The organism is Paraburkholderia sp. J94 (genome assembly GCF_905220285.1).
Lineage (GTDB): Bacteria > Pseudomonadota > Gammaproteobacteria > Burkholderiales > Burkholderiaceae > Paraburkholderia > Paraburkholderia tropica_A.
Genome location: NZ_CAJMZH010000007.1, coordinates 400963 through 425986, shown reverse-complemented (window position 1 = coordinate 425986; position 25024 = coordinate 400963). Strand labels below are relative to the sequence as shown.

Sequence of the window (25024 nt, the reverse complement as noted above, 5' to 3'; positions counted from 1 at the left end):
CGCGCGTTTTTACTACGTTATTCGCCGTCCGATTCCATCATCTTGCGCAGCAGGAACAGCAGCGCCACGCGCTCGCCCGCATTGAGTTCGCCGTAGGTGCGCTCGGTCACCTGCTTTGCGAACGGCACCGTGCGTTCGATCAGCGCGAGACCGGCGGGCGTGGCGCGCACGAGCAGCTTGCGGCCGTCATTGGGGTCGGGCAGCACTTCGATCAGCGCACGCGACTTCAGGCGCTCGACCACGCCGCGAATGGTGGCCTGGTCGATGGCCGTGGTCTTGACGATGTCGTTGAGCGAGCAGCCCTGCTTTTCCTTCACGGCGCACAGCGTGACGAACTGCGCGGCGGTGAGGTCGGAATCGGGAATGGCTTCCTGGAAGATCGAGACGTGACGCTGATAGGCGCGGCGCAGCAGATGGCCCACCTGATCGTGGAAGTCGTAAGAGTCCTTGGGAGACGGCATGAAGATCCGGCCGGAGACGGCCTGTTGGCGAAAAAATGTAGTGTACACCTTAGACATTGACGCCCGATACGCGCGGCTGCACGCAATTTGCTTTCGATCATCCGCGCATTTGTTACGCCGATACAGGGACGAAAACGAACGAGCGTGCCACGAGACTCGGCCAACGCAAGGATCAGGCCAGTCTCAATCCAGCGTCAACGCTATGAATTCGAGCGTATTCGCACAAATTTAGTGCTGTTTCAGCACCATCTCGCTGCGTGAACAAGCCCGTATTCGCAGCGCAAATACGCCTTGTTTAAAGGCTGAAAGCTTCGCCAACGCGCGCCTGATGAAAACCCTTACCTCTACCGATCCACCAGAATATTTAGAGCGTATACGCTTAGTTTTTGACATGCTATACAGTCATCTGTGAGCGCTCGATGTGTGCACGCATCGGACGACTAACTTCCATCCGCTTCATCCCACCAGGGAGCCTTCCATGTCAACCGTGCAATCCGGCAGCGCCACACTTTCACCTGCCGGCGCCCAACACGGCGAGCTATACCGCAAGGTCACGTTCCGCCTCATCACGATCTTTTGTCTGTGCTATTTCGCGGCCTACCTGGACCGGATCAACATCGGCCTCGCGAAGCTCCAGATGCTCGACGCGCTCAAGTTCAGCGACACGATCTATGGTCTGGGCGCGGGCCTGTTCTTCGCGGGCTATATCCTCTTCGAAGTGCCGAGCAACCTCATTCTTCAGCGCGTGGGCGCGAAGCTGTGGATCGCGCGCATCATGATCACGTGGGGCATTCTCTCGGGCGCGACGATGTTCGTGACCACGCCCATGCAGTTCTATATCGTGCGCTTCCTTCTGGGCGTGGCCGAAGCCGGCTTCCTGCCCGGCGTGCTGCTCTACCTCACGCAGTGGTATCCCGACGCGCGGCGCGCGCGCATCGTCGCGCTGTTCATGGTGGGCCTGCCGCTCTCCAGCATGATCGGCAGCCCGATCTCGGGCTGGATCATGCGCTTCTTCGACGGCGCACACGGCCTCGGCGGCTGGCAATGGCTGTTCTTCATCGAAGCCCTGCCCTCGGTGCTGCTCGGCCTCGCGATCCTGCGCTGGCTGCCGAACAACATCGAATCGGCACCGTGGCTCGACGCGCAGGAAAAGAAGACCTTGCGCGGCAATCTCGACGCCGATTCCACCGGCGGCAAGAACCATGCGCTCGGCAAGGCCTTTGTCGATCCGAAGGTGTGGGCGCTCGGCCTGATCGATCTGTGCGTGCTGCTCGGCCTCTACGCTGTGAGCTTCTGGCTGCCGACGATCCTGCGCGACACCGGCGTGAAAGACACCTACACGATCGGCTGGCTGATGGCCGTGCCCAACGCCGCCGCCGTGATCGCCACGCTCTGGTGCGGCGCGAGTTCGGACCGTCTGCGCGAGCGCCGCTGGCATATCGTGGTGCCCTTCCTCGTCGCGTCCGTGGCGCTGGCCGTCGCGGCGGGCGGCTCGCACGGCACGCTGTCGACCGTGCTGCTGTTCTCGCTCGTAAACGCGGGCGCGGCAGCAGCCATGCCGGTCGTGTGGTCGCTGCCCTCGACCTTTCTCAAGGGCTCGGCGGCGGCGGGCGGCATTGCCTTCGCGTGTTCGATTGCGAACCTCGGCGGCTTCGGCAGCACCTACTTCATCGGCTGGCTGCGCGATACCTTCCATTCGCAAAGCGCCGGTCTGTATGGCTTCGCCGTCTGCATGGTGATCGGCGGCGCGCTCGCGCTGTCGTATCCGAAGCAGGTCGTCAATCGCTGATCGACCTGGGGCGCGCATGATGGCATAGCGTTGTCTGAAACACGTTAGCCAAACCATCCGCTGGCAATTTTCAAACCCGCTCAGAAGAACGCGCATCGCCGTCCCTCAACCGGACGGCGATGCGCTTTTCATTGGACGAATCATTCAGCACCACGCATCAATCGTGCGAGCACGATCGTTCATACGCATCGCGCATTACCCATCCGCATGACAAGGGCACCCATCGCGCATCAGGTCGAAATGCGCCGAAAAAAATGCGTCTTTGACCGGATGGACTTATCGCGGCAACCATGCCAGATTGCCCTTTCATGCGCGTCATCTACGAAGATGACGCCCCGCTTCACTCACAACGGGGGACAGTGTGCACCACCCGATTTTCTCCCCTGCCCACGCTGGCTGAACGGCGATGAGCATCGAACGCGCCAGCCCGCTGCGTACGGACCCGATGCGTACGCCCGCCGCGCCGCGCATCGTCGTGCTCGGCGCGGGGCCTGCGGGCGCCGCCGTCGCGCGCGCGCTCGCGATGCTCGGCTACGCGGTGCAAGTGGTCAGCGACTGGCGCCGCTTCGATGCTGTCGAAGCGTTGTCGACGCGCGTCATCGAAGGGCTGCGCCACGCGAATCTGCATCGCGCCGCCAGTTGCGCGCACGGACCTTGCGTGCGCACGACGCTCTGGAACGGCGTGCTGCAAACGCTTAACGCGGAGTTTCTGGTCGACCGCCGCGAGTTCGACGAAGCGCTGCGCGAGGACATGCGCAGCGCGGGCGTCGACGTGATCGAAGCGAACGTGCGTACGCTGCAATCGTCACCGGACGGACACGATCTCATGATCGAGACCGGCGATGGCCCGTTCTCGCTGCGCGCCGACTTTCTCGTCGAGGCGCGCGGACGGCTCGCGCCGCTCATGCGCGACGCCACGCGCGGCCCGCAAACACTCAGCCTGCTCAATAGCTGGGACGGCCAGCCCGGCCGCGCGGCCTGTGCCGTCGAAAGCCTGCCGGACGGCTGGGCGTGGATGGCGCGCCTGCCCGACGGCCGCTGTTACTGGCAGATGACGCTCGACGTCGCGTGCGCCGAGCTGCCGCCCCGCAACGAGTTGCCCGCATTCTGCGCGCGCATGCGCCACGCGCCGCTCGCGAGCGACTTCTTCGCGGGCGACACCGACACCGACGCGCGCCTCTACGCACGCAGCAGCACGGCCACGCTCTGCGGACGCACGGGCGCGGACAACTGGCTGCGGGTCGGCGACGCGGCGCTGGCCGTCGATCCGCTGTCGGGCAACGGCATCTTCCAGTCGTTGTCGTCGGCCTTGCAGGCGCCCGCCGTGATTCACACGCTGCTGAGCTGCCCCGAACGCGCGCCGCTCGCGCTGCGCTTTCATCAGCAGCGTATCGAGCAGCTGTTCACGCGTTTCGCGCGCACGGGCCGCGACGTCTACGCGCTCGAACAGCGCTGGGCCGCGCGTCCGTTCTGGGAAACGCGCCGCCTCTGGCCCGACGACGAACCCTCGCAATCGAGCGCCGATTTCAGCCAGCTGGTGATCGAGCGCGCGCCCGTGATCGACGGCGACCTCATCGCCGAAGCCGAAGTGGTCGTGACGCCCGATCAACCGCTCGGCGTCTGGCATCTGCAAGGCGTGCCGCTCGCGCCCATCGTCGAAGCCTTGCGCAAGCAGCCCGCCGAACAGGTCCTCAAATCGCTCGACGCCGAACAGGCGCGCATGGTGCGCCACTGGCTGTCCGCACACGGCTATCCGCAGCCGTCGGCGTGAGGCATTGCGCGTGCTTCATGTGTTTTTCACGCGTCTTTCACGCAGTCTTCAAGCACCGCTTTCATCACGCGAACTGAAACACCCCGCGCGTTTATTACGCAAATGTGCACATGCACAGCTCGCGACGCGCCGCGCGAATTCAAAATGCGCAGCGTGACGCCATCGCTTTTTCATCCTCTCTATACTCATGCGCGTGTCCGGGCCACGCTGCCGCGCACGCATGAATCCGTCTGATCGCGCATGACCTCTGGCGCCGGACGCAGCCTTCGCCACGCCGCCACGCAGCGCGTCGCGAAACCTCGCGGCTCCGGCGTCACTCCCCTCGTCGTTTCTTCCCCGGCTTGAACAAGGAGAGCTGCACATGAGCACGTTCACCACTCGCGATGGCACGTCGATTTTCTACAAGGATTGGGGCAGCGGACGCCCGGTCGTGTTCTCCCACGGCTGGCCGCTCACGGCCGACGCCTGGGACGCGCAAATGCTGTTTCTCGTGCAGCAGGGCTTTCGCACCATCGCGCACGACCGCCGCGGCCACGGCCGTTCGGACCAGCCCGCCAAGGGCAACGACATGGACACCTGGGCCGACGATCTCGCCGACCTGCTCGACAAGCTCGACGTGAAAGAAGCCACGCTCGTCGGCCATTCGACGGGCGGCGGCGAAGTCGCGCACTACATCGGCCGTCACGGCACGAAGCGCGTCGCGGGCGCGGTGCTGATCGGCGCAGTGCCGCCGATCATGATCAAGAGCGAAAAGAATCCGGGCGGGCTGCCGAAGGAGGTGTTCGACGGCATCCGCAAGGGCGTCGTCGACGATCGTTCGCAATTCTTCAAGGATCTCGCGGTGCCGTTCTATGGCTTCAATCGCGAAGGCGCGAAAGTCTCGCAGGGCACCATCGATTCGTTCTGGCAACAAGGCATGTGGGGCGGCATCCTCGCGCTCTACGAATGCGTGCACGAATTCTCGGAAGTCGATTACACCGAGGACCTGAAGAAGATCGACGTGCCCACGCTGATCCTGCACGGCGACGACGACCAGATCGTGCCGATCGACGACGCGGGCAAGCTCTCGGCGAAGATCGTCAAGGACGCCACGCTCAAGATTTATCCGGGTGGCCCGCACGGCATGTGCACGACGATGGCCGATCAGGTCAACGCGGATCTGCTGGCGTTTTTGAACCGCAAGTAAGCGTCTGCCACGCGGGCGCTTGCGCAAAAGCCGCAAGCCCCGCGTGCCGATCCATCTCGCGCAGCTCGTTCGCATACGTTGCGGCACACGCGCGGCGCGAGCGCGATGATCGCAACGACTGCACCGATCGCCACAGCCACAACCGCCCCGCCCGCGATCCAGTCCAGCGCATCTTCGCGCGCGTCCTTTCGCTTTTGCGCACACGCACAATCCGCGCTCGATCGCCGTATCGCCCCCTCCAATAATTCGCAAGGCAATCGATATCCGCACCGCGTCCCGGTCCGGCGCCGATCGTTTTGCGCATTGCAGCACGACCAATACCCCACTAAACGACCAGGAAAACGCCCCCCGAAACGATCTGTCCCGGAAAAAAATTCTTCTATAAGACTGGCCGATTCGGTCGGCTTTTCGCAAGGGTCTTTACCAGCTTGACAAAGAATCGAGGGCCAAAACGAAAATGGGCGCGGAAGGCCGCCGGAACGCCCTCGACACGCCATTAACCCTTATGCGACGGCCACTTGGCGCGATAACGTTTTCAGCGCGCGCCCCGCTCGAACACGCCAAACGCGACGTCTTCGTGACGAAACGACGCCACGCAACGCAATTTCACCATATGAAATCCTTGTTCGATTGGCCCCCGGGCCGCTCCAAAATCAGGCAAAATCCAGGTGTTTCGCCGACTGCGCGCAGCCGGTGGTGTCACCACCCTGTTTGAGAACCCGCCAAGAAGCCGATGAGTACCCAGCAACCCACCATCATCTATACCCTGACCGATGAAGCGCCGCTGCTCGCCACCAGCGCGTTTCTGCCGATCATCCGCACCTTCGCTGCGCCGGCCGGCGTGAACGTCGAGACCAGCGATATTTCCGTGGCGGGCCGTATCCTCGGCGAGTTTCCGGAATTCCTCACGGAAGAGCAGCGCGTCCCCGACAACCTGGCTGAGCTGGGCCGTCTGACGCAACTGCCGGAAACCAACATCATCAAGCTGCCGAACATCAGCGCATCGGTGCCGCAGCTCGTCGCCGCGATCAAGGAACTGCAGGGCAAGGGCTACAAGATCCCCGACTTCCCCGAAGATCCGAAGACCGACGAAGAAAAGGCCATCCAGAAGCGCTATTCGAAGTGCCTCGGCTCGGCCGTGAACCCGGTCCTGCGTGAAGGTAACTCGGACCGCCGCGCACCGCTGGCCGTCAAGAACTACGCGAAGAAGCACCCGCACAGCATGGGCGAGTGGAGCATGGCTTCGCGCACGCACGTCGCGCACATGAAGCATGGCGACTTCTACCACGGCGAAAAGTCGATCACGACCGACAAGGCGCGCGAAGTGCGCATGGAACTCGTGACGAAGAGCGGCGAGACCATCGTCCTCAAGCCGAAGGTTTCGCTGCAAGCCGGCGAGATCGTCGACAGCATGTTCATGAGCAAGACCGCGCTGCTGGCTTTCTACGAAGACCAGATGGAAGACGCGCGCAAGACGGGCATCATGCTCTCGCTGCACGTGAAGGCGACCATGATGAAGGTCTCGCACCCGATCGTGTTCGGCCACGCCGTGCGCACGTTCTACAAGGACGCGTTCGCGAAGCACGCCAAGCTGTTCGAACAACTGGGCGTGAACGTCAACAACGGTCTGGTCGATCTGTACACGAAGATCGAAGCGCTGCCGGAATCGCAGCGTGAAGAAGTCATCCGCGACATGCACGCGTGCCACGAGCACCGTCCGGCGCTGGCGATGGTCGATTCGGCCAAGGGCATCTCGAACCTGCACGCACCGAACGACGTGATCGTCGACGCATCGATGCCCGCGATGATTCGCGCAGGCGGCAAGATGTGGGGCGCCGACGGCCGTCCGGCCGACACGAAGTGCCTGATCCCGGAAAGCACGTTCGCGCGCATCTACCAGGAAATCATCAACTTCTGCAAGACCAACGGCGCATTCGACCCGAAGACCATGGGCACGGTGCCGAACGTCGGCCTGATGGCGCAGAAGGCTGAAGAGTACGGTTCGCACGACAAGACCTTCGAAATCCCGCAGGACGGCACGGCGCGCATCGTCGACAACGCCACCGGCGAAGTGCTCGAAGCCCTCACGCAGCCGGTCGAGCAAGGCGACATCTGGCGCATGTGCCTCGTGAAGGACGCGCCGATCCGCGACTGGGTCAAGCTCGCCGTCACGCGCGCGAAGAACTCGGGCACGCCGGCCGTGTTCTGGCTCGACCCGTACCGTCCGCACGAAAACGAAGTGATCAAGAAGGTCGAAACCTACCTGAAGGATTACGACCTGACGGGCCTCGACATCCAGATCATGTCGCAAGTTCGCGCGATGCGTTACACGCTCGAACGCGTGATCCGCGGCCTGGACACGATCTCGGTCACCGGCAACATCCTGCGCGACTACCTGACCGACCTGTTCCCGATCATGGAACTGGGCACGTCGGCGAAGATGCTCTCGATCGTTCCGCTGATGGCCGGCGGCGGCATGTACGAAACGGGCGCCGGCGGTTCGGCTCCGAAGCACGTGCAGCAGCTGGTTCAGGAAGACCACCTGCGCTGGGACTCGCTCGGCGAATTCCTCGCGCTGGCCGTCTCGCTGGAAGACCTCGGCATCAAGACGAACAACGCGCGCGCCAAGCTGCTCGCGAAGACGCTCGACGCCGCCACCGGCAAGCTGCTCGACAACAACAAGGGCCCGTCGCCGAAGACCGGCGAGCTGGACAACCGCGGCAGCCAGTTCTATCTGTCGCTGTTCTGGGCGCAAGAGCTGGCCGCGCAGAAGGACGACGCGGAACTCGCCGCTCACTTCGCGCCGCTCGCGAAGGCACTGGCCGAGAACGAGCAGAAGATCGTCGGCGAACTGGCCGCTGTTCAGGGCAAGCCGGTCGACATCGGCGGCTACTACAAGCCTGACTTCGCGAAGCTCGCGGAAGTCATGCGTCCGAGCAAGACGTTCAACGACGCGCTCGCAGCCGCAGCGAAGTAAGTGTCGATCATGCGCCTCGCCTTGCGCGGGGCGTCGTGAGCGTCACGCAAAAACGCCCTTGCAGCATCACGCTGCAAGGGCGTTTTTTTGAGCTCGAAATTAATTCGACATACTTACTTTTTATTCAGCGCGATTTCATAGCGGATATGTCCGCTGCGCGGCACGATGCGGTCGTACACGGCCTGTGCCGCTTCGTTCGCCTCGTTCGTGATCCAGTAGAGGCGAAACCAGTGCTCGCGCTCGCCGATCTCCCGCAGCCGCTCGATGAAGGCCGTGGCCACGCCCTTTCTGCGCCCTTCCGGCGCCACGTAGAGATCTTCCAGATAGCAGACTTGCTGGTCGCTCCATGTGTTCGGATGCAGCACGTAGTTGCACAGACCGAGCGGCTCACCGCTCTCACCGTGTGCGATCAGCGCGTGAATCGGCTCCGCAGGATCGGCGATGCGCGACCACGTGCGCGCGGTCACGCGCTCGTCGAGCGTCACGTCGTAGTGACGGCAATAGGCCTGCCAGAGCGCGAGCCACGCGGCATGATCGGCGGCCTCAACGGGACGGATGGCGAAATCGGCGGACGGCACGAACGGGCTCCTCGTTATCGTTCATAGCACGCCTTCATCGTACCCGATTACTTCGCTATCCTGCCGACCTCGCGTGCTGGACGGCCGCCTCGCAACCCGTTATGCTGAAATCATCCATCTCGATGACACAGCAAATCTGAAATCATGCCCGCCGATATCAGGACGATCGACCTGAACCTCTTGCGCGCGCTCGACGCCCTGCTCGACGAGCGCAACGTCACGCGCGCGGCGCGCCGTCTCGCGCTCACGCAGCCCGCCGTGAGCGGCATGCTCGTGCGCCTGCGCGAAGCCTTCGACGACCCGCTGTTCATCCGCACCCAGCGCGGCATCGCGCCCACGCTGCGCGCGCTCGAACTCGTCGCGCCGCTCAAGCAGATACTCGGCGAAGTGGAAACGCTGCTCACGCCGCAAGCCTTCGATCCCGCGAGCGCCGACTTCACGCTCACACTCGCCGCCACCGACTACGCGCTGCAAGCCGTCGTCGCGCCGTATCTCGCGGTGCTGCGCCGCGAAGCGCCGGGCATCCGCGTGGCCGTGGTGCCGGTGCAGGATCCATCGCTGCACGCGCAACTGGCGCGCGGCGACGTGGACGTGGCGCTCGTCACGCCCGAGAGCACGCCCGCCGATCTGCACGCGCGGCGTCTGTTCGACGAACGCTATGTGTGCGTGATGCGCGCCGATCATCCCGATGCCGCGCGCGGACGCATCACGCTCGCGCGTTTTTGCGCGCTCGATCATGCGCTGGTGTCGTACACGGGCGGCGGCTTTCATGGTGTCACCGACGAAGCGCTCGCGCAGCATGGCCGCACGCGCCGCGTCGCGCTCTCGGTCACGAGCTTTCTCGTGCTGCCCGAGATCCTGCGCGCGAGCGATCTGATCGCCGTGGTCCCGCAACGTCTCGCGCAGCGCGCCGAAGGCCTCGCCGTGCTGCCCGCGCCGCTGGAAATTCCCGGCTTCACGAAGACCGCCGCGTGGCACGAACGTACGCATCGCGATCCGGCGCGGCGCTGGGCACGCGCATTGCTCTTTGAAACCTGTGCATCGATTCAAAGCGCTTAAACCCAACAAGCGCGAGTCGAGCGCGAATTAAGTGATTCGTCCAGCATTCGATTCTGCTTGCGAACGCAGCGATTTCGAACGGCGGCACGCCACATAACTCGCCTTCGACAGACGCCTGGCGTTAGAATCGAAACTCCCATCGTTCACATCGCCCTCACTCATGCTCCGACCGTCTGCACCGGAAAACGAAGCCGAGCGTGTGGAGACACTGCGGTCGTTTCAGATCCTCGACACGCAACCCGAGGAACGCTTCGACCGCATCACGCGCCTCGCACGACGTCTGTTCAACGTGCCGATCGCCGCCGTCACGCTCGTCGACACGCGGCGTCAATGGTTCAAGTCGCATCCGGGTCTCGACGTCTCCGAAACCCCGCGCGACGTCTCGTTCTGCGGCCATGCGATTCTCGGCGACGACCTCTTCTTCGTCAGCGACGCGCGCACCGACGTGCGCTTCGCCGACAACCCGCTCGTCACGGGCGCGCCGAACATCCGCTTCTACGCGGGCTGTCCGCTCTCGGCCGGACAGCAGATGCGGATCGGCACGCTCTGTCTGATCGACAGCCGCCCGCGCGAATTCGACGACGAAGAACGCGTGGTGCTGCGCGACCTCGCCGACATGGCGCAGGAAGAAATCGCCGCCACGCAGATGGCGACCACCGACGAGCTCACCGGCCTGTCGAACCGGCGCGGCTTCAAGCAGCTCGCCGAACAATCGTTGCGCATGCGCCGCTGCGCGCAGCGGCCCGTCTCGCTGCTCTATCTCGACCTCAACGGCTTCAAGCAGATCAACGACACCTACGGTCACGCCGAAGGCGATCACGCACTCGTTGCGTTCGCAACGATCTTGCTGACCGCATTGCGCGAAGGCGACGTGATCGGCCGGCTGGGCGGCGACGAGTTCGCGGTGCTGCTCGGCGACGCCGACGAAGCCGGCACGCTCGCCGCCATCGAACGCATCCGCACGCAGCTCGACGTGTTCAACCGCACGGCGCGCAAGCCCTACGAACTGCGCTGCAGCGTCGGCAACGCGGCGGCCGGCGGCGACTTCACGGGATCGATCGACGACTTGATGGTGCGCGCCGACACCTCGATGTATCAGCAAAAGCGCGCCACGGGCAGCGAGCGTCGATAACAACGGGCGCCAGGCGCGCCACCAGCCCATCATGCGTTTTTCGCATGTTTTTCGCGGCGTCTATTTTTGTCCGCGGATGTCGTCCGACTTCCGGCGACGTATCGTCATGACGTGCGGCACGCTTTTTGCGTGCACACGATGACTACGTTCGTCGGGGATCGACATGATGAAATCACTACACGAAGCGCGCGAGCGCACGATGATGGCCGCGACCGGCCTGGCCGTCGGACTCGCCGCCACGGCGGCGGGCGCGGGACTCTGGTTGCGCGCGCTGGCGAGCGACAGTGCCGCGAACGCCGACGTTCAATCGGCTTCGGTGGCCGCCATCCTGCTCGGCGTGTTTCTCGCGACCTGCGCGGGCCACGAAATCTGGCGCGGCCGCGCGCGCTGAACGCCCTAGCAGCCCGCTATTTCAGGCGCTTACGCGCTCCAGGCCCTCTTCTTCGATCATCGCCATCAGGAGCGTCGTGAAGGCGCTCGCGGCTAGCGTGGGCGTCGCGCGCTTGCGCGCCAGCAGCGCCACCGTGCGTTGCGGCAGCGCGGGCGTGACCGGCACGCTGGCGAGTCCGCGATGCTCGCGCAGCACCGTGGAAGGCAGCACGGTCGCGAGCGCGCCGTCCTTCACGAGCTTGAGCACGGTGCCCACGGCATTGGCCTGCACGATCACGGGTGGGCTAATCTGGTGCGCACGAAAATAGGCATCGGCGAATTTACGCACCACGAAATCCGGGCTCAACAGTGCGAGCGGCACGTCCTGAAGCTGCTGCGCCGTGACCGGCTTGCGCCGCCGCGCGAGCGCGTGGCCCGTGCCGACCAGCAGCGAGATCGGCTCCGCGAAAAGCGGCTGGGTGTGCAGCTGTTCGGAGCGCACATCGGTAAAGCCGATGCCGAGATCGAGCGCGTCGCGTTCGAGCCGCGATTCGATTTCTTCGAGCGGCAGCTCGCTCACTTCCACGGCGATGGCGGGATGCGCCGCATGAAAACGGCGCAGCGCGGGACCGATCAGATATTCGGCGAAGGTGGGCGCATAGGCGAGACGCAGCAAACCGCGCGTGAGGCCGCGCACGTCCTGCAAGGCGCGCTTGCCCGCGTCGAGATGATCGAGCGCCTTGCGCGCGTGCTCGATATAGACGCGCCCGAAATCGGTGAGGCTGATCGCGCGGCCGCTGCGGTCGAACAGCGCCGCGCCGAGTTCTTCTTCGAGCTGACGAATCTGCTGCGAAAGCGCCGGCTGCGAGACGTGCAGCACCTCGGCCGCGCGGGTGAAATTCTTCAACTCGGCCACGGTGAGCACGTAGCGGATCGGGCGAAGCATCAAGGCGGCGGTCTCCTGGATTGGGCTCAGCGGTGTTCTCGGCGCACCTTTCGATTGTCCGACATCGACGCCACATCCGCCCGCAGCGACGCGGCAATCCAATCATAAGGCGCGCTTATCGTGCCGATCGCAATAACGTCTTGGACGCGCGCGGGCGCGCTGCGCAAAATGGGGTCGTGCGCGCCAAACCTCGGCGCGCCCTCATTCTACCGTCGGGGGAAAGGATGTTCGAAGCTTTCGCGATGTCCGCCGTCGCCGTCACGGCGGGGGCGAGTCTGACCTTCCTGTGCGCGATCCTGTTGCCGGATACGCTCGCGAAAAAGAGCGCCGAGCACGGCCGCTACGCGGCGCTCGGCACCGCGCCGGGCCGTCCGGCGAGCACGCGTGCGCGGGGCGAACGGCGCGTGCGCCGTCATCGGCATGCGCTGCCGTAACGGCTCGATGGCCTCAATGAGCGCGATAACGTCAGCTGAAATGCGCGCCCGCGTTCAATAGACGTCGCGCACATAGCGCTTGTCGCGCGCCATCTGTCCGACGTATTCACTGGCGGCCTCGTCGCTCATGCCGCCATGCTGCGCGACCACCGACTTGAGCGCGGCATCCACGTCCTTGGCCATGCGGCTCGCGTCGCCGCAGACGTACAGATGCGCGCCCTCTTCGAGCCATGACCACATCTGTGCGCCCTGCTCGCGCATGCGGTCCTGCACGTAGATCTTGTCCTGCTGATCGCGCGAGAACGCGAGGTCGAGGCGATTGAGCAGACCGTCGTCGCGCATCTGCTCCAGTTCCTCGCGATAGTAGAAGTCGGTGGCCGCGTGCTGCTCGCCGAAAAACAGCCAGTTGCTGCCCGAGTCGCCGCGCGCGCGGCGCTCGTGCAGGAAGGCGCGGAACGGCGCGACGCCCGTACCGGGGCCGACCATGATCATCGGCGTATCGCCATGGCGCGGCGGACGGAAGTGCGTGCTTTTCTGCACGAACACCGGCACGCTGCCTTCGGCCACGCGGTCGGCGAGAAACGTCGACGCCACGCCTTTGCGCTCGCGGCGGCCGTTGTTGTAGCGCACCGCCGAGACCGTCAGGTGCACTTCGCCCGCATGCGCCTTCGGGCTCGACGAGATCGAATAGAGGCGCGGCTGAAGTCGCTTGAGCATGCCGATCAGTTCGGGCGCCGAGAGTTCGACCGGGTATTCGTGCAGCACGTCGGCGAGCTGCTGGCCCCAGAGCCATTGCTTGAGGTCGCCCTTGCGGTCCTCGCCGAGCATCGCCGCGAGTCCCGTGTCCTTGGCACGCGCGGCGACGAAGGCCAGCGCGTCGGGACCGGGCCGCGCGATTTCGTAGTGCGTGGCGAGCGCCTCGGCGAGACGCATCGTGCCCGCGCCCGGCACGTCCACCGAGGCGTCGCCGTGCAGATGCGTGAGATCGAGCAGTTCATCGACGAGCGCCGGGCAGTTGGTCGGCCACACGCCGAGCGCATCGCCCGCTTCGTATTCGAGTCCCGCCTCGCCGGTGGCGAGCGAGAAGTAACGCGTGTCCTTCGACGCGCCCTTCATGTTCAGGCGCACGTTGCCGATCAGACGCGACGCGGCGGGCCGCGCCTTGGTCGGCGCGCTGCCGGGCAGCGCCTCGGGAATCGCGCCGCCGGCGGGCACCGCGTGCAGCGCCGCGTCCTCTTCCTTGATGCGCAACACCACGCGATCGAGCCACGCGTCGGCGGCCTCCTGATACTCGCTGTCGCAATCCACGCGCGCCATCAGGCGTTGCGCGCCGAGCGCGTCGAGCCGCGCATCGAGATTGCGGCCGTGGCCGCAGAACTGATCGTAGTTGCGGTCGCCGAGCGCCAGCACGGCATAGCGCAGCGACGCGAGGCGCGGCGCATTCTCCGCCTTCAGCGCCGACCAGAACGGCTCGCCGTTGTCGGGCGCATCGCCATCGCCGAACGTGCTGGTCATCAGCAGCACGTACTGGGCTTTTTCCAGCGTCTCCAGCGAATAATCGGCCATGCAGGTCGCGCGGATTTCGAAGCCCGACTCCATCAGCTGCATCGCGTAACGCTCGACCAGCGACTCCACATTGCCGGTCTGCGAGGCCCACAGCAGCGTCACTTTCGGACGCGCATGCGCGATGCGCACGGCCGAAGCCTTGTCGCCTTGCAGCGCGTGAATCGCGTGATTGCCCTGCGTCGATTGCGTCGATTGCGACGATTCCAGCGCGGCGGGCGCGCCGACGCTGAACAAGCCCGCCAGCGTGCCGTCGAGCCACGCGCGCGTGGCGGGCGCGAACGGCGCATGCGCGGGCAGCGACGGCACCGCCTCGCCGCGCGACTGCGACGCACGCAAGCCGCCGACGAAACCCGCCAGCCAGAGCCGTTCCGTCTCGTTCAGCGACGGCGCGGCCAGCTCGCCCAGTCCAAACAGATTCGCAAACGCGTCGAGGCGCGCGCCGTCGTGGGTCACTTCGCGGGACATGGTACTTTCCTGGAGCAGTGGAGCGGCGGCGCGCTCGGGAGTCGGTTGGGCGTCGGGCGCGGCGGTGCCGGGTGCGGGCACGGCTTCGGCTTCGACGCGCGTCAGCGCGACTGCACAAAATTTTAGTTCGGGCTGCTGAGAAACGGCATCGATGGCGTCGTTGGTGACGGCGTTCACGCAGAGTTCGTCGCCGAACACGTCGTTCCAGTGCATCGGCGCGAAGCAGTTGCCGGGCATCACGCGATCGGTCACGACGGCGGGCAGCACGACGCGGCCGCGCCGCGAACGCACTTCCACGCGATCCTTCGCGGCGATGCCGAGCGCGCTCGCATCCTCGGGATGAATCTCGACGAACGGCGCCGGATTGAGCTTGTTGAGCATCGCCACCTTGCCGGTCTTGGTCATGGTGTGCCACTGATGCTGCAATCGGCCCGTATTGAAGACGATCGGGAAGGTGCCGTCGGGTAGTTCGGCGGGCGCGACGTGCGGACGCGCGAAGAACACGCCCTTGCCGTGCGGCGTGGCGAACGCGAGACGCGGGCGCGTGCCGTCGGCGTTTTCGCGCAGCGTCTGGCTCACGCCGTCGTTCAGATAGCGCAGCGGATTGCGCTCGTTCTGCGTGCCTTGCACATCGGCGGGCGCGCACGGCCATTGCAGCGGCGTTTCGCGCAGCTTCGCGTGGCTCGCGCCGCGCAGGTCATAACCGGTCTTCGGATTCGAAAAGCCGACGATCTCGTCGAACACTTCCGCCGCGCTCGCGTAGCTGAATCCGTCTTCGTAACCCATCGCGCAGGCCACGCGCGCGATCAGTTCCCAGTCGGGCAGCGCTTCGCCCGGCGGCTCGACGGCTTGCTGCATGAGCGTCATGTTGCGCTCGGAATTGATCATCACGCCTTCGGCCTCGGCCCAGAGCGCGCCGGGCAGCAGCACGTCGGCGTAGGCGTTGGTCTCGGTGTCGAGAAAGGCGTCCTGCGCGATCACGAGCTCGGCGGCGCGCAAACCGGCCACCACGTTCTTGCGGTTCGCGACCGAGGCCACCGGATTCGTGCAGATGATCCAGCACGCCTTGATCTCGCCGGCCGCCATGCGCTCGAACATGTCGATGGTGCCACCGCCGAGCTTCGTCGTGAGCGTGCCGCGCGGCAGCGACCACGCGTCTTCCACGAAGCCGCGATCTTCCTCCGAGAGCACCGAGCGCTGGCCCGGCAGGCCCGGACCCATATAACCCATCTCGCGCCCGCCCATCGCGTTCGGCTGGCCCGTGAGCGAAAACGGCCCGCTGCCGGGACGGCAGATCTTGCCCGTCGCGAGATGCAGATTGCAGATCGCGTTGGTGCTCCAGGTGCCGTGCGTGCTCTGGTTCAGGCCCATGGTCCAGCAGGTCATGAACTCGGGCGCGTCGCCGATCATCTGCGCCGCGCGGCGGATGTCGTCGGCGGGAATGCCGGTGATTTCCGCGACTTTCTCCGGCGTGTAGTCGGCGAGAAACGCGGGCATCTCGTCCCAGCCCTGCGTGTACTGCGCGATGAAAGCGGCATCTGTGCGGCCGTTTTCGTGCAGCAGATGCAGCAGACCGTTGAGCAGCGCGAGGTCGGTGCCCGCCTTGATCTGCAGGAACAGCGAGGCCTTGTCGGCAGTCGCATTACGGCGCGGATCGACGACGATCAGCTTCGCGCCCGCCTTCACGCGGTCCATCATGCGCAGGAACAGGATCGGATGGCAGTCCGCCATGTTCGCGCCGATCACGAAGAACAGATCGGCCTTGTCGAAGTCCTGATACGAACCGGGCGGGCCGTCCGCGCCGAGCGAGAGCTTGTAGCCGCTGCCCGCGCTCGCCATGCACAGGCGCGAATTCGACTCGATGTTATTGGTGCCGACATAGCCCTTCGCGAGCTTGTTGACGAGGTACTGCGCCTCGATCGACATCTGGCCCGAGACGTAGAACGAAAGCGCTTCGGGGCCGTGCGCGTCGAGCGTCGCGCGCAACCGCGCGGCCGTGTCGGCGATCGCCTGGGCGATCGGTAGCGGCACCGGGTCCTCGTCGCGCGCGTGACGCACGAACGCGCGTTCGAGACGGCCCGAATTGCGCAGCGCCACGTGCGCCGACGAACCCTTCGTGCACAGACGTCCGAAGTTGGTCGGATGCTCGGCGTCGCCGGCGATCTTCGTGACCGCGCCATCCTCGACGTGCAGGATCATGCCGCAGCCCACACCGCAGTATGGGCACACGGTCTTGACGGTTTTCGCGGACTTCGGGCTGGTCATGCGCGTTCGGGCCTGGCTGGTGTGATCGAGGTTCGAATCAGAAAAGCAGCGAGAAAAACAGCGGAAAAATCAGGCCGAAATCCACACCTGGCCGTTTTCCACGCGCGTGGCGAACGCGTTCACCGAGCTGTCCGGCACTTCGAGACACTCGCCGGTTTCCAGATCGAAGTGATGCTTGTAGATCGGCGAGGCCACCACGATGCGCTCGCCGAGGCTGCCGACGAGACCACGCGAGAGCACGGCCGCGTTCGAGTTCGGATCGTAGTTGCCGATCGCGAACACGCGCGCCGCGCCGTCGTCGACATGGAACACGGCGACCTGCTCGCCGTTCACGAGCGCGCACACGCCGGTGTTCGGCACGATGTCGTCGAGCTGGCAGATCGAGACCCAGGTTTCGTCTTGCTGAAGAATGGCGTTCATTTCGGATTCCTCGTTATCTAGCGGTTGGATCGAGCAGTTGAAAACAGCCACGTCACATCGTTTCGGCGACGACCGGAATCGCCGCCAGGCCTTCGTACTGCGCACGCACCGGCATGCCCTTGCGTTCTTCGAGCGTGGCCGGACGAATCTGGCCGCGCTCCTCGACGAAGGTCACGTTCTCGTCGCCTGCTTCGCTGTTGACGAAGTGACGGAAGCGGCGGCGCGTGGCCGGATCGGTCACGGCGACCTTCCATTCGTCTTCGTAGGTGTCCACCACGAGTTGCATTTCGGCTTCGAGTTCGGCGGCAAGACCGAGCTTGTCGTTCACGACCACGTCGATCAGATAATCGAGGCCGCCTTCGAGGTTGTCGCGCCAGACGCTCGTGCGTTGCAGGCGGTCGGCCGTGCGCACGTAGAACATCAGGAAGCGGTCGATGTAGCGGATCAGCGTTTCGCGGTCGAGGTCGGCGGCGAGCAGTTCGGCGTGACGCGGCTTCATGCCGCCGTTGCCGCAAACGTAGAGATTCCAGCCCTTTTCAGTGGCGATCACGCCCACGTCCTTGCCCTGCGCTTCCGCGCATTCGCGCGTGCAGCCCGAGACGCCGAACTTGATCTTGTGCGGCGCGCGCAAGCCCTTGTAGCGGTTCTCCAGACCAATCGCGAGGCCGACCGAATCGCCCACGCCGTAACGGCACCACGTCGATCCCACGCACGACTTCACGGTGCGCAGCGACTTGCCGTAGGCGTGACCCGATTCGAAGCCCGCATCGATCAGTTCTTCCCAGATCAGCGGCAGTTGCTCGACGCGCGCGCCAAACAGGTCCACGCGCTGGCCGCCCGTGATCTTCGTATAGAGGCCGTACTTCTTCGCGACCATGCCCACCGCGATCAGCCCTTCGGGCGTGACCTCGCCGCCCGGCATGCGCGGCACGACCGAATAGGTGCCGTCGCGCTGGATATTGGCGAGGTAGTAGTCGTTCGAATCCTGCAGGCTCGCGTGCTCCTTCTTGAGCACGAACTCGTTCCAGCACGAAGCGAGAATGCCGGCCACCGCAGGCTTGCAGATATCGCAGCCGAGACCGTGGCCGTGCTTCGCGAGCAGGTCGCCGAAGGTCTTGATCTGCTCCACGCGCACGATGTGATACAGCTCCTGGCGCGAATACGGGAAGTGCTCGCAAAGATGATTGTTGACGCTGAGGCCCTGGCGCTTCATCTCCGACTTCATGATCTGCGTGACGAGCGGCACGCAGCCGCCGCACGACGCGCCTGCGCAGGTCGTGGCCTTCATCGCGCCGATGCTGGTCGCGCCGTCGCGCACCGCCGCGCAGATCTGCGCCTTCGAGACGTTGTTGCACGAGCAGATCTGCGCGCCGTCGGGCAGCGCTTCCACGCCGAGCGCGGGTTTGGCGCTGCCATCGGATTGCGGCAGGATCAGGAATTCGGGCGCTTCGGGCAGCGCGATGCCGTTGAGCATCATTTGCAGCAGCGTGCCGTATTCGCTCGCGTCGCCGACCATCACTGCGCCCAGCAGCTTCGTGCCACATTCGGACACGACGAGCTTCTTGTAGACCTGGCGGCGTTCGTCGGCGAAACGATAGGCGCGGCTGCCCGGCGTCTTGCCATGCGCGTCGCCGATGCTCGCCACGTCCACGCCCATCAGCTTGAGCTTGGTGCTCATGTCGGCGCCCGCGAAGCACGTCGCGGCTTCGCCCGCGAGCGTCTTCGCCACATTGCGCGCCATGTCGTAACCCGGCGCGACGAGGCCGAAAATCTGCCCTTGCCACAGCGCGCATTCGCCGATCGCGTAGATATGCGGATCGCTCGTGCGGCAGTCGTTGTCGATGGCGATGCCGCCGCGCGGGCCGACTTCGAGCCCGCAGGCACGCGCGATGTCGTCGCGCGGACGGATGCCCGCCGAGAACACGATCATGTCGGTTTCGAGGTGCGTGCCGTCGGCGAACACCATGCGATTCGCGGCGCTTTCGCCGTCGACGATCGCCGTGGTGTTCTTCTGCGTGTGCACCGTCACGCCCAGTTCTTCGATCTTCGCGCGCAGCACGCGGCCGCCGTCGTCGTCGACCTGCACGGCCATCAGGCGCGGCGCGAATTCCACCACGTGCGTTTGCAGGCCGAGATCGCGCAGCGCCTTCGCGCATTCGAGACCGAGCAGGCCGCCGCCCACCACCACGCCGGTTTTGGCGCTCGCGCCGCGCGCCTGCATCGCTTCGAGATCTTCGATCGTGCGATATACGAAGCAATCCTGACGATTGTTACCTTCGATCGGCGGCACGAACGGCACCGAGCCGGTAGCGATCACGAGCTTGTCGTAGGCGAGCGTTTCGCCGTTCGACACGCTCACGGTGCGCTGCTCGCGGTCGATCGACACGGCCTTCGCGTCGAGCACGAGGCGCACGCGCTCGCGCACGTCGTCGCGTTCGAAGAAGCCCGGCGCGACGAGCGAGAGATCGTCGGCGCTCTTGCCCGAGAAAAATTCGGAGAGATGCACGCGGTCGTAGGCGGGACGTGGCTCCTCGCAGAGCACCGTGACGCGCACGTTCGCGCTTTCCGCGAGCACGCTCTCCAGAAATTTATGGCCCACCATGCCGTGGCCAATGACGACGACGTTCAGACCGTTCACTGCGAGCGTAGTTTGCGTCATGCTTGTGCACCAAATAAAAAGGCGTCCCGCGATGCCAGCTTGCGAAAAGCCAGACTCGGGGGACGCCGTTGCCCTGAATTCAATCGATTTGCACTGCTCTGCTGCTGCGCAGCCGGATCGCCGTTGATCCTGTTGAATGATCGTTATGCAAGCGCTGTGCCAATTCGCACGCATACCGCGAAAGCCCCGTCTGGCGGGCGTTTCGCGACAGCGCCGGCGCAGCGCGCACAAAAACGGCACGACGCTTCGTGATGCAGCAGGGCACAGATTTGGTGCCGTGCAGCACATTCGCTGTGCGCTGCGTTCTTGCAGGTGCGTGCGTTGTCAATGCGGGCGAGCCCGGTTTCGGGTGCGCCGCGTGCGGCTGCAAAGGCATCGGGAAGCGATCGGCAAGATCAGTACGCGCGCTGGTCTGGAACTTGCGTGATCGACGCGTGTGAGTCGATACGAACGGCAACGATGCCGGACGCGTCGCGCGCGACGAAGCGCGCGGCGCATCGTCCTCGCAGGATGGACAGAACACAGGACAACGGCGTCCCCTCGTCATCGATGACGAGCGGACGCCGTTTTTTATTGGCGACACAGCCACACAGCCATACGGGTACACGACATGACGAACACGAACGCCATGAACACGACGGGCAAGGTCACGTTATTGAGCGCGGGTCCGGGCGACCTCGACCTGCTGACGTTGAAGGCCGCGAAAGCGCTCGCGAGCGCCGACGTCGTGCTGATCGACGACCTCGTGAATCCCGAGATCGCCACACTCGCACCGCAGGCGCGCGTGATCAAGGTCGGCAAACGCGGCGGCTGCCGCTCCACGCCGCAAGCGTTTATCGAGCGTCTGATGCAGCGTTACGCGAAGAAGGGTTTGCACGTGGTGCGCGTGAAAGGCGGCGACGCGCTGCTGTTCGGCCGCGCGGGCGAGGAACTCGCGGCGCTCGATCGCGCGGGCATTCCGGTGGAGATCGTGAACGGGATTTCGTCGGCGTTCGCGGCGGCGGCGGGACTGGGCGTGTCGCTCACGCATCGCGATCATTGCCAGGGCGTGATCTTCGTGACGGCGCATCTGCGCGATCACAGCGAGCCCGACTGGCGCGCGCTCGCGGCCACCGGCATGACGCTCGCCATCTATATGGGCATGAGCCGCATCGAGGGCCTGTGCGCGACGCTCGCGCAATCGCTCTCGCCCGCCACGCCCGCCGCCGTCGTGCAGTGGGCGGGCAGCGCGAACGAGCGCCGCGTGACGGGCACGCTCGGCACCATCGCGGCGCGCGCGCGCGACGCCGGGCTGGGCAGTCCGGCGATCATTCTGGTCGGTGATGCGATTGGCGAGGCGCTGGCGTTCGCGCCGCGTGACAGCGAGTGCGCCGCGCTGCTGTCGGCAGGCATGCTGCCGCAATTGCGCCGCGCGTAAGCGCCGCGTGGGCGCTTACTTGATCTCGATTTCGACGAACACCACTTCGCGCGGCGACGCATTGACGACGTTGTGCTCCACGCCCTGCAAGCCCGCGTAGCTCTGGCCCGCGACGAGCGCCTTCTCGCGCGGACCGTCGCGGGTTTCGATCAGCAGCGTGCCATCGGTTTGCGGCACGACGATGTAGTCGTGGCCGTGCACGTGCCAGCCGGTTTCGGCGCCGGGCGCGAAGCGCCATTCGGTGACGATGGCGCTCGCGTTCGAGACTTGCACGGTGGGGACGGCTTGCGGTCGGGACATGGGGCGCTCCTTGCTCCTGATTGTTATCGGCGATGTATTACGCCGATTCTCAGGCAAGCGAGCCTTACGGGAAATAGACAGTGCGTGCGCGCCGACCAGCACAGTTGCACACACTCACGCGAACGCGCCGCTCAATTAGTCAGCATGCCGAACAAAACTCAGCGCCCGCCGCCCACCACGCGCTTCACCACCAGACCCGGCAAACGCAAGCCGAATCCGGCCACGAGCCGCAGATGCATCCACGAGAGCAGCAGGTTGTCGCGCGCATAGTTGAAGTGCGAAACGCCGCCTTCGTCGGCCTTGAAATAGCGCACCGGCGCTTCAATCTGGATCGGCCGCACGCCCGCCCAGCACAAACGCACGGCGGCTTCGGGATCGAAGTCGAAGCGGCGCATCCACGACAGACGCGTCATGATCGTGCGCAGCGGCGCGATCGGATACACGCGGAATCCATACAGCGAATCGCCGATCCCGGCCCACAGCGTTTCCACATCGGCGAGCAGGTTCGACACGCGGCGGCCCTGCACGCGCAGCTGCGGCGCGCTCGCGTCGAACTTCGGACGGCCCAGCACCATCGCCTCGGGATCGGCCTGCGAGGCGGCCATGAAGCGCGGAATCAGCTCGGCGGGATGCTGGCCGTCGGAGTCCATCGTGAGCGCGTGCGTATAGCCCTGCGCGGCGGCGGCCTCGATGCCCGCGAGCACCGCGCCGCCCTTGCCGCGATTGTGCGGCAGCACGATCACGCGCAGGCCGTCGTCCTGCGCGGCCATCGCCTGAATACGCCCGGCGCTGCCGTCGGTGCTACCGTCGACGACCACCCACACGGGGTTCCAGTGCGCGCGCGCGGCGCGCACCGTCTCGTCGACCTTCACGCCGGGGTTATAGCTCGGGATCAGGACGAGATGCGTCGCGCTGGCGCGCGGCGGGGTGGAGGTAACGTCGGCTTGCATGGAACGGGGTACGAGAAGCGGAAAGGTTGGGACGGCGCGCGCGATCAGGCGAGGCCGCCGTTGATCGACAGCACCTGGCCGGTCACGTAGGCGGCGGCGTCGGAGACCAGATAGGCGACCATGGCCGCCACTTCCTCCGGCTTGCCGGCGCGCTGCGCGGGCACGATCTGCTTGAGGCGCTCGGCGGGAAACGCGCGCTCCGCCATCGGCGACTCGATCACGCCCGGCGCGATCGCGTTCACGGTGATGCCGCGCGACGCCACTTCGAGCGAGAGCGCCTTGGTCGCGCCGATCAGCCCGGCCTTGGCCGCCGAATAGTTGACCTGGCCGCGATTGCCCATCACGCCCGCGAGCGACGCGACGTTCACGATGCGCCCGCGGCGCGTGCGGATCATCGGCAGCAGGAGCGGCTGCGTGACGTTGAAGAAGCCGTTGAGCGACACGTCGATCACGCTGCGCCACTGCTGGCGCGACATGCCGGCCATCGGCGCGTCGGCGGTGATGCCCGCGTTGTTGACGAGGATCTGCACCGGGCCGCCGTTGGCGTCGTCGATCAGCGGGGCGAGCGCGGCTTCGGTGGCGTCGGCGTCGGTGACGTCGAAGGCAATCGCGTGCGCCTGGCCGCCCGCGGCGACGATGCGCTGCGCCACGGCCTCGGCCTGCGCGAGCTGCCGGTTCGCGTGGACCCAGACTTCATGGCCCGCCGCGGCCAGGGCGTCGCAGATCGCCTGGCCGATCACTCCGCTGCCGCCGGTCACGAGTGCGCGCATCGGCTCTCTCCTGTCGTTCGTCGGTCGCGTGGCGCGTGCGATCAGCGCACGCGATGCGCGTCGACGTAGGCGGCCAGCGCGCCGAGCGTCGCGAAGATCTTTTCGTTGTCGGGGTTATCCGAGCGCAGTTCGAAACCGTACTTCTTCGAGATCAGCAGCGCGATTTCGAGGATGTCGATGGAGTCGAGACCGAAGCCCTCGCCGTAGAGCGGGGTCTCGGCGGTGACGTCGTCGAGCGCGACGTCTTCGAGATTCAGTTCGCCGACGATGAGCGCGGCCAGTTCGTGTTCGAGAGCGTTCATAGGCGTGCGGGTCGTTTGACGGGTCGGGTCGAATCGGGGCCGCACGGGCGGGACATTTCACGCGCCGCCGCTTGCCGCGCCTGGGCGCCACCCCGCTCCGCCTGCCCGATTTAGGGATCGTTGGGTAAAAGTTACGCGGATTCTAGACGATGGGTATCGGGGCGTATACGGTGTCGCCGGCCGAAAGGTTACAGACGTTCCGAACCGTCTCACCCGCAATTTTGGGACACGACCGCCGCAGACGCTTGCACGGCATTGGACGCGCCGCGTTCGGAGCGGGCCCGCGCCTTGCAGTAAGGCATACAAACGGTTACAAACCTGCCGGTGCCTTGTCGGACGGCGCTGCGCCGCCACCCTAAAATACGCCTGCCGTCCTCACGCGGCCCTTTTTTGTCATACGTATGAGGATTGACGGCATGGAAAATAGCGCCACCGCCGTCTTCCGCCACTACCATTCAAGATAAGGAACCTGATGTCACGCCGCACCGCCCAGCCTGCCGCGCCCGCGCCGGACCGCCGTCCGGGCAGCGCCCGCTCCCCGAGGGAAGCGGCGCTGGGTGTCGTGCGCGCCGGGCTCGGCGTGGCGGTCGTGGTCGCCTATCAGCTGCTCGCGCATCGCGCGGTCGCGACGCCCGGCGAACAGGGCCTCGGACTCGCGATGGCGCTACTGCCGCCGCTGGCGCTCGCGCTGTCGGCCGCCGCCGGATCGCCGCGCCGCGCCTGGCTGCTGCCGCTCTGGGCGCTGGCCGCCGGGGCCTTGTGGAGTGCGCGCACGCCGCTTGCTTATCATTTCGAATGGGGACTGTATCTGGAGCACGTGAGCTTCAACCTCGCGCTGGCGCTGCTGTTCGGCCGCACGCTGGCCGCCGGGCGCGAGCCGCTGTGTACGCAGTTCGCGCGCACGATACGCGGCGGCGGCCCGATGCCGCGCGCCATCGTGCGTTACACGCGCCGCATCACGCTTGCGTGGACGCTGTTTTTCGTGGCGATCGCCGCCGTCTCGACGCTGATGTTCGCGTTCGCGCCGATCGTCGCCTGGGCGACCTTCGCCAACTATGTCGCGCTGCCGCTGGTGGGCGCGATGTTCGCCGCCGAGCACGCCTGCCGCGCGCTGGCGCTGCCGCACGAACCGCGCGCCCGCATGCTCGACGCGGTGCGCGCCTACCGCGCGCGCGCCATGTCATAAACGTCGCGCAGGCCGCGCAAAG

The 25024-nt window shown here is 65.6% G+C and carries 20 protein-coding genes; 10 read left to right on the top strand and 10 right to left on the bottom strand.

From position 1 onward, the window contains the following. Positions 1–17 precede the first annotated feature (17 nt). The gene (locus U4Y88_RS17790; RefSeq protein WP_065059047.1) at positions 18–461 is read right to left on the bottom strand and encodes a MarR family winged helix-turn-helix transcriptional regulator; all 444 of its coding nucleotides are present in this window, start codon (positions 459–461) and stop codon (positions 18–20) included. A 478-nt stretch (positions 462–939) separates the two neighbouring features. Here U4Y88_RS17790 and U4Y88_RS17785 point away from each other — a divergent pair, with 478 nt between their 5' ends. The 4 genes from U4Y88_RS17785 to U4Y88_RS17770 all read left to right on the top strand — a co-directional run bounded on the left by U4Y88_RS17785 (position 940) and on the right by U4Y88_RS17770 (position 8184). After that, complete coding sequence (locus U4Y88_RS17785; protein ID WP_224009781.1) at positions 940–2250, top strand: MFS transporter; 1311 nt, start codon at positions 940–942, stop codon at positions 2248–2250. Positions 2251–2656: 406 nt separating this feature from the next. Further along, positions 2657–4021, top strand: a complete 1365-nt coding sequence (locus U4Y88_RS17780) for a tryptophan 7-halogenase (protein WP_321785421.1) — start codon at positions 2657–2659, stop codon at positions 4019–4021. Positions 4022–4382: 361 nt separating this feature from the next. Continuing rightward, on the top strand, positions 4383–5207 hold the full coding sequence (locus U4Y88_RS17775; protein ID WP_321785419.1) for an alpha/beta hydrolase: 825 nt from the start codon (positions 4383–4385) through the stop codon (positions 5205–5207). A gap of 733 nt (positions 5208–5940) precedes the next feature. Then, a complete protein-coding gene (locus tag U4Y88_RS17770) occupies positions 5941–8184 on the top strand; it encodes an NADP-dependent isocitrate dehydrogenase (RefSeq protein ID WP_321785416.1) in 2244 nt (747 codons plus the stop codon). Between the two features lie 113 nt (positions 8185–8297). Here the strand turns inward: U4Y88_RS17770 and U4Y88_RS17765 are convergent, their stop codons facing one another. Continuing rightward, positions 8298–8762: a GNAT family N-acetyltransferase gene (locus tag U4Y88_RS17765; protein WP_321785414.1), complete on the bottom strand. Its 465-nt coding sequence runs from the start codon at positions 8760–8762 to the stop codon at positions 8298–8300. A gap of 144 nt (positions 8763–8906) precedes the next feature. Here U4Y88_RS17765 and U4Y88_RS17760 point away from each other — a divergent pair, with 144 nt between their 5' ends. The 3 genes from U4Y88_RS17760 (at position 8907) to U4Y88_RS17750 (ending at position 11344) form a co-directional block, all read left to right on the top strand. Further along, positions 8907–9821, top strand: a complete 915-nt coding sequence (locus tag U4Y88_RS17760) for a LysR family transcriptional regulator (protein WP_224009772.1) — start codon at positions 8907–8909, stop codon at positions 9819–9821. A 160-nt stretch (positions 9822–9981) separates the two neighbouring features. After that, positions 9982–10953, top strand: coding sequence for a sensor domain-containing diguanylate cyclase (locus U4Y88_RS17755; RefSeq protein WP_321785412.1), 972 nt, complete (start codon positions 9982–9984; stop codon positions 10951–10953). Between the two features lie 166 nt (positions 10954–11119). Continuing rightward, the gene (locus tag U4Y88_RS17750) at positions 11120–11344 is read left to right on the top strand and encodes a hypothetical protein (RefSeq protein WP_321785410.1); all 225 of its coding nucleotides are present in this window, start codon (positions 11120–11122) and stop codon (positions 11342–11344) included. 21 nt (positions 11345–11365) lie between these two features. On the opposite strand, the gene cynR is transcribed toward U4Y88_RS17750, so the two are convergent. Continuing rightward, a complete protein-coding gene (gene cynR, locus U4Y88_RS17745; protein WP_321785408.1) occupies positions 11366–12268 on the bottom strand; it encodes a transcriptional regulator CynR in 903 nt (300 codons plus the stop codon). Positions 12269–12510: 242 nt separating this feature from the next. Here cynR and U4Y88_RS17740 point away from each other — a divergent pair, with 242 nt between their 5' ends. Then, positions 12511–12702, top strand: a complete 192-nt coding sequence (locus U4Y88_RS17740) for a hypothetical protein (protein ID WP_321785406.1) — start codon at positions 12511–12513, stop codon at positions 12700–12702. Positions 12703–12756: 54 nt separating this feature from the next. On the opposite strand, the gene U4Y88_RS17735 is transcribed toward U4Y88_RS17740, so the two are convergent. The 3 genes from U4Y88_RS17735 to nirB all read right to left on the bottom strand — a co-directional run bounded on the left by U4Y88_RS17735 (position 12757) and on the right by nirB (position 20047). Beyond that, complete coding sequence (locus U4Y88_RS17735) at positions 12757–16998, bottom strand: bifunctional nitrate reductase/sulfite reductase flavoprotein subunit alpha (RefSeq protein WP_321785404.1); 4242 nt, start codon at positions 16996–16998, stop codon at positions 12757–12759. A 69-nt stretch (positions 16999–17067) separates the two neighbouring features. Further along, positions 17068–17418: a nitrite reductase small subunit NirD gene (gene nirD, locus U4Y88_RS17730; protein WP_224009761.1), complete on the bottom strand. Its 351-nt coding sequence runs from the start codon at positions 17416–17418 to the stop codon at positions 17068–17070. A gap of 52 nt (positions 17419–17470) precedes the next feature. Further along, positions 17471–20047, bottom strand: a complete 2577-nt coding sequence (gene nirB, locus U4Y88_RS17725; RefSeq protein WP_321785494.1) for a nitrite reductase large subunit NirB — start codon at positions 20045–20047, stop codon at positions 17471–17473. A gap of 658 nt (positions 20048–20705) precedes the next feature. On the opposite strand from nirB, the gene cobA reads away from it, so the two are divergent. After that, positions 20706–21494 (top strand): uroporphyrinogen-III C-methyltransferase, encoded by a 789-nt coding sequence (gene cobA, locus U4Y88_RS17720; protein WP_224009806.1) that lies wholly within the window; start codon positions 20706–20708, stop codon positions 21492–21494. A 15-nt stretch (positions 21495–21509) separates the two neighbouring features. Here cobA and U4Y88_RS17715 read toward each other — a convergent pair whose 3' ends face one another. From U4Y88_RS17715 to U4Y88_RS17700, 4 genes are all read right to left on the bottom strand, one after another. Beyond that, entirely contained in the window at positions 21510–21794 is a 285-nt protein-coding gene (locus U4Y88_RS17715; protein WP_224009759.1) for a cupin domain-containing protein, read from the bottom strand. A 158-nt stretch (positions 21795–21952) separates the two neighbouring features. Further along, positions 21953–22744 (bottom strand): glycosyltransferase family 2 protein, encoded by a 792-nt coding sequence (locus tag U4Y88_RS17710; RefSeq protein ID WP_321785402.1) that lies wholly within the window; start codon positions 22742–22744, stop codon positions 21953–21955. Positions 22745–22788: 44 nt separating this feature from the next. Continuing rightward, entirely contained in the window at positions 22789–23514 is a 726-nt protein-coding gene (gene fabG, locus U4Y88_RS17705; RefSeq protein ID WP_224009756.1) for a 3-oxoacyl-ACP reductase FabG, read from the bottom strand. A 41-nt stretch (positions 23515–23555) separates the two neighbouring features. After that, on the bottom strand, positions 23556–23861 hold the full coding sequence (locus tag U4Y88_RS17700) for a phosphopantetheine-binding protein (protein ID WP_310631117.1): 306 nt from the start codon (positions 23859–23861) through the stop codon (positions 23556–23558). Positions 23862–24288: 427 nt separating this feature from the next. On the opposite strand from U4Y88_RS17700, the gene U4Y88_RS17695 reads away from it, so the two are divergent. After that, the gene (locus U4Y88_RS17695; protein WP_321785399.1) at positions 24289–25002 is read left to right on the top strand and encodes a hypothetical protein; all 714 of its coding nucleotides are present in this window, start codon (positions 24289–24291) and stop codon (positions 25000–25002) included. The last annotated feature ends 22 nt before the right edge of the window (positions 25003–25024 follow it).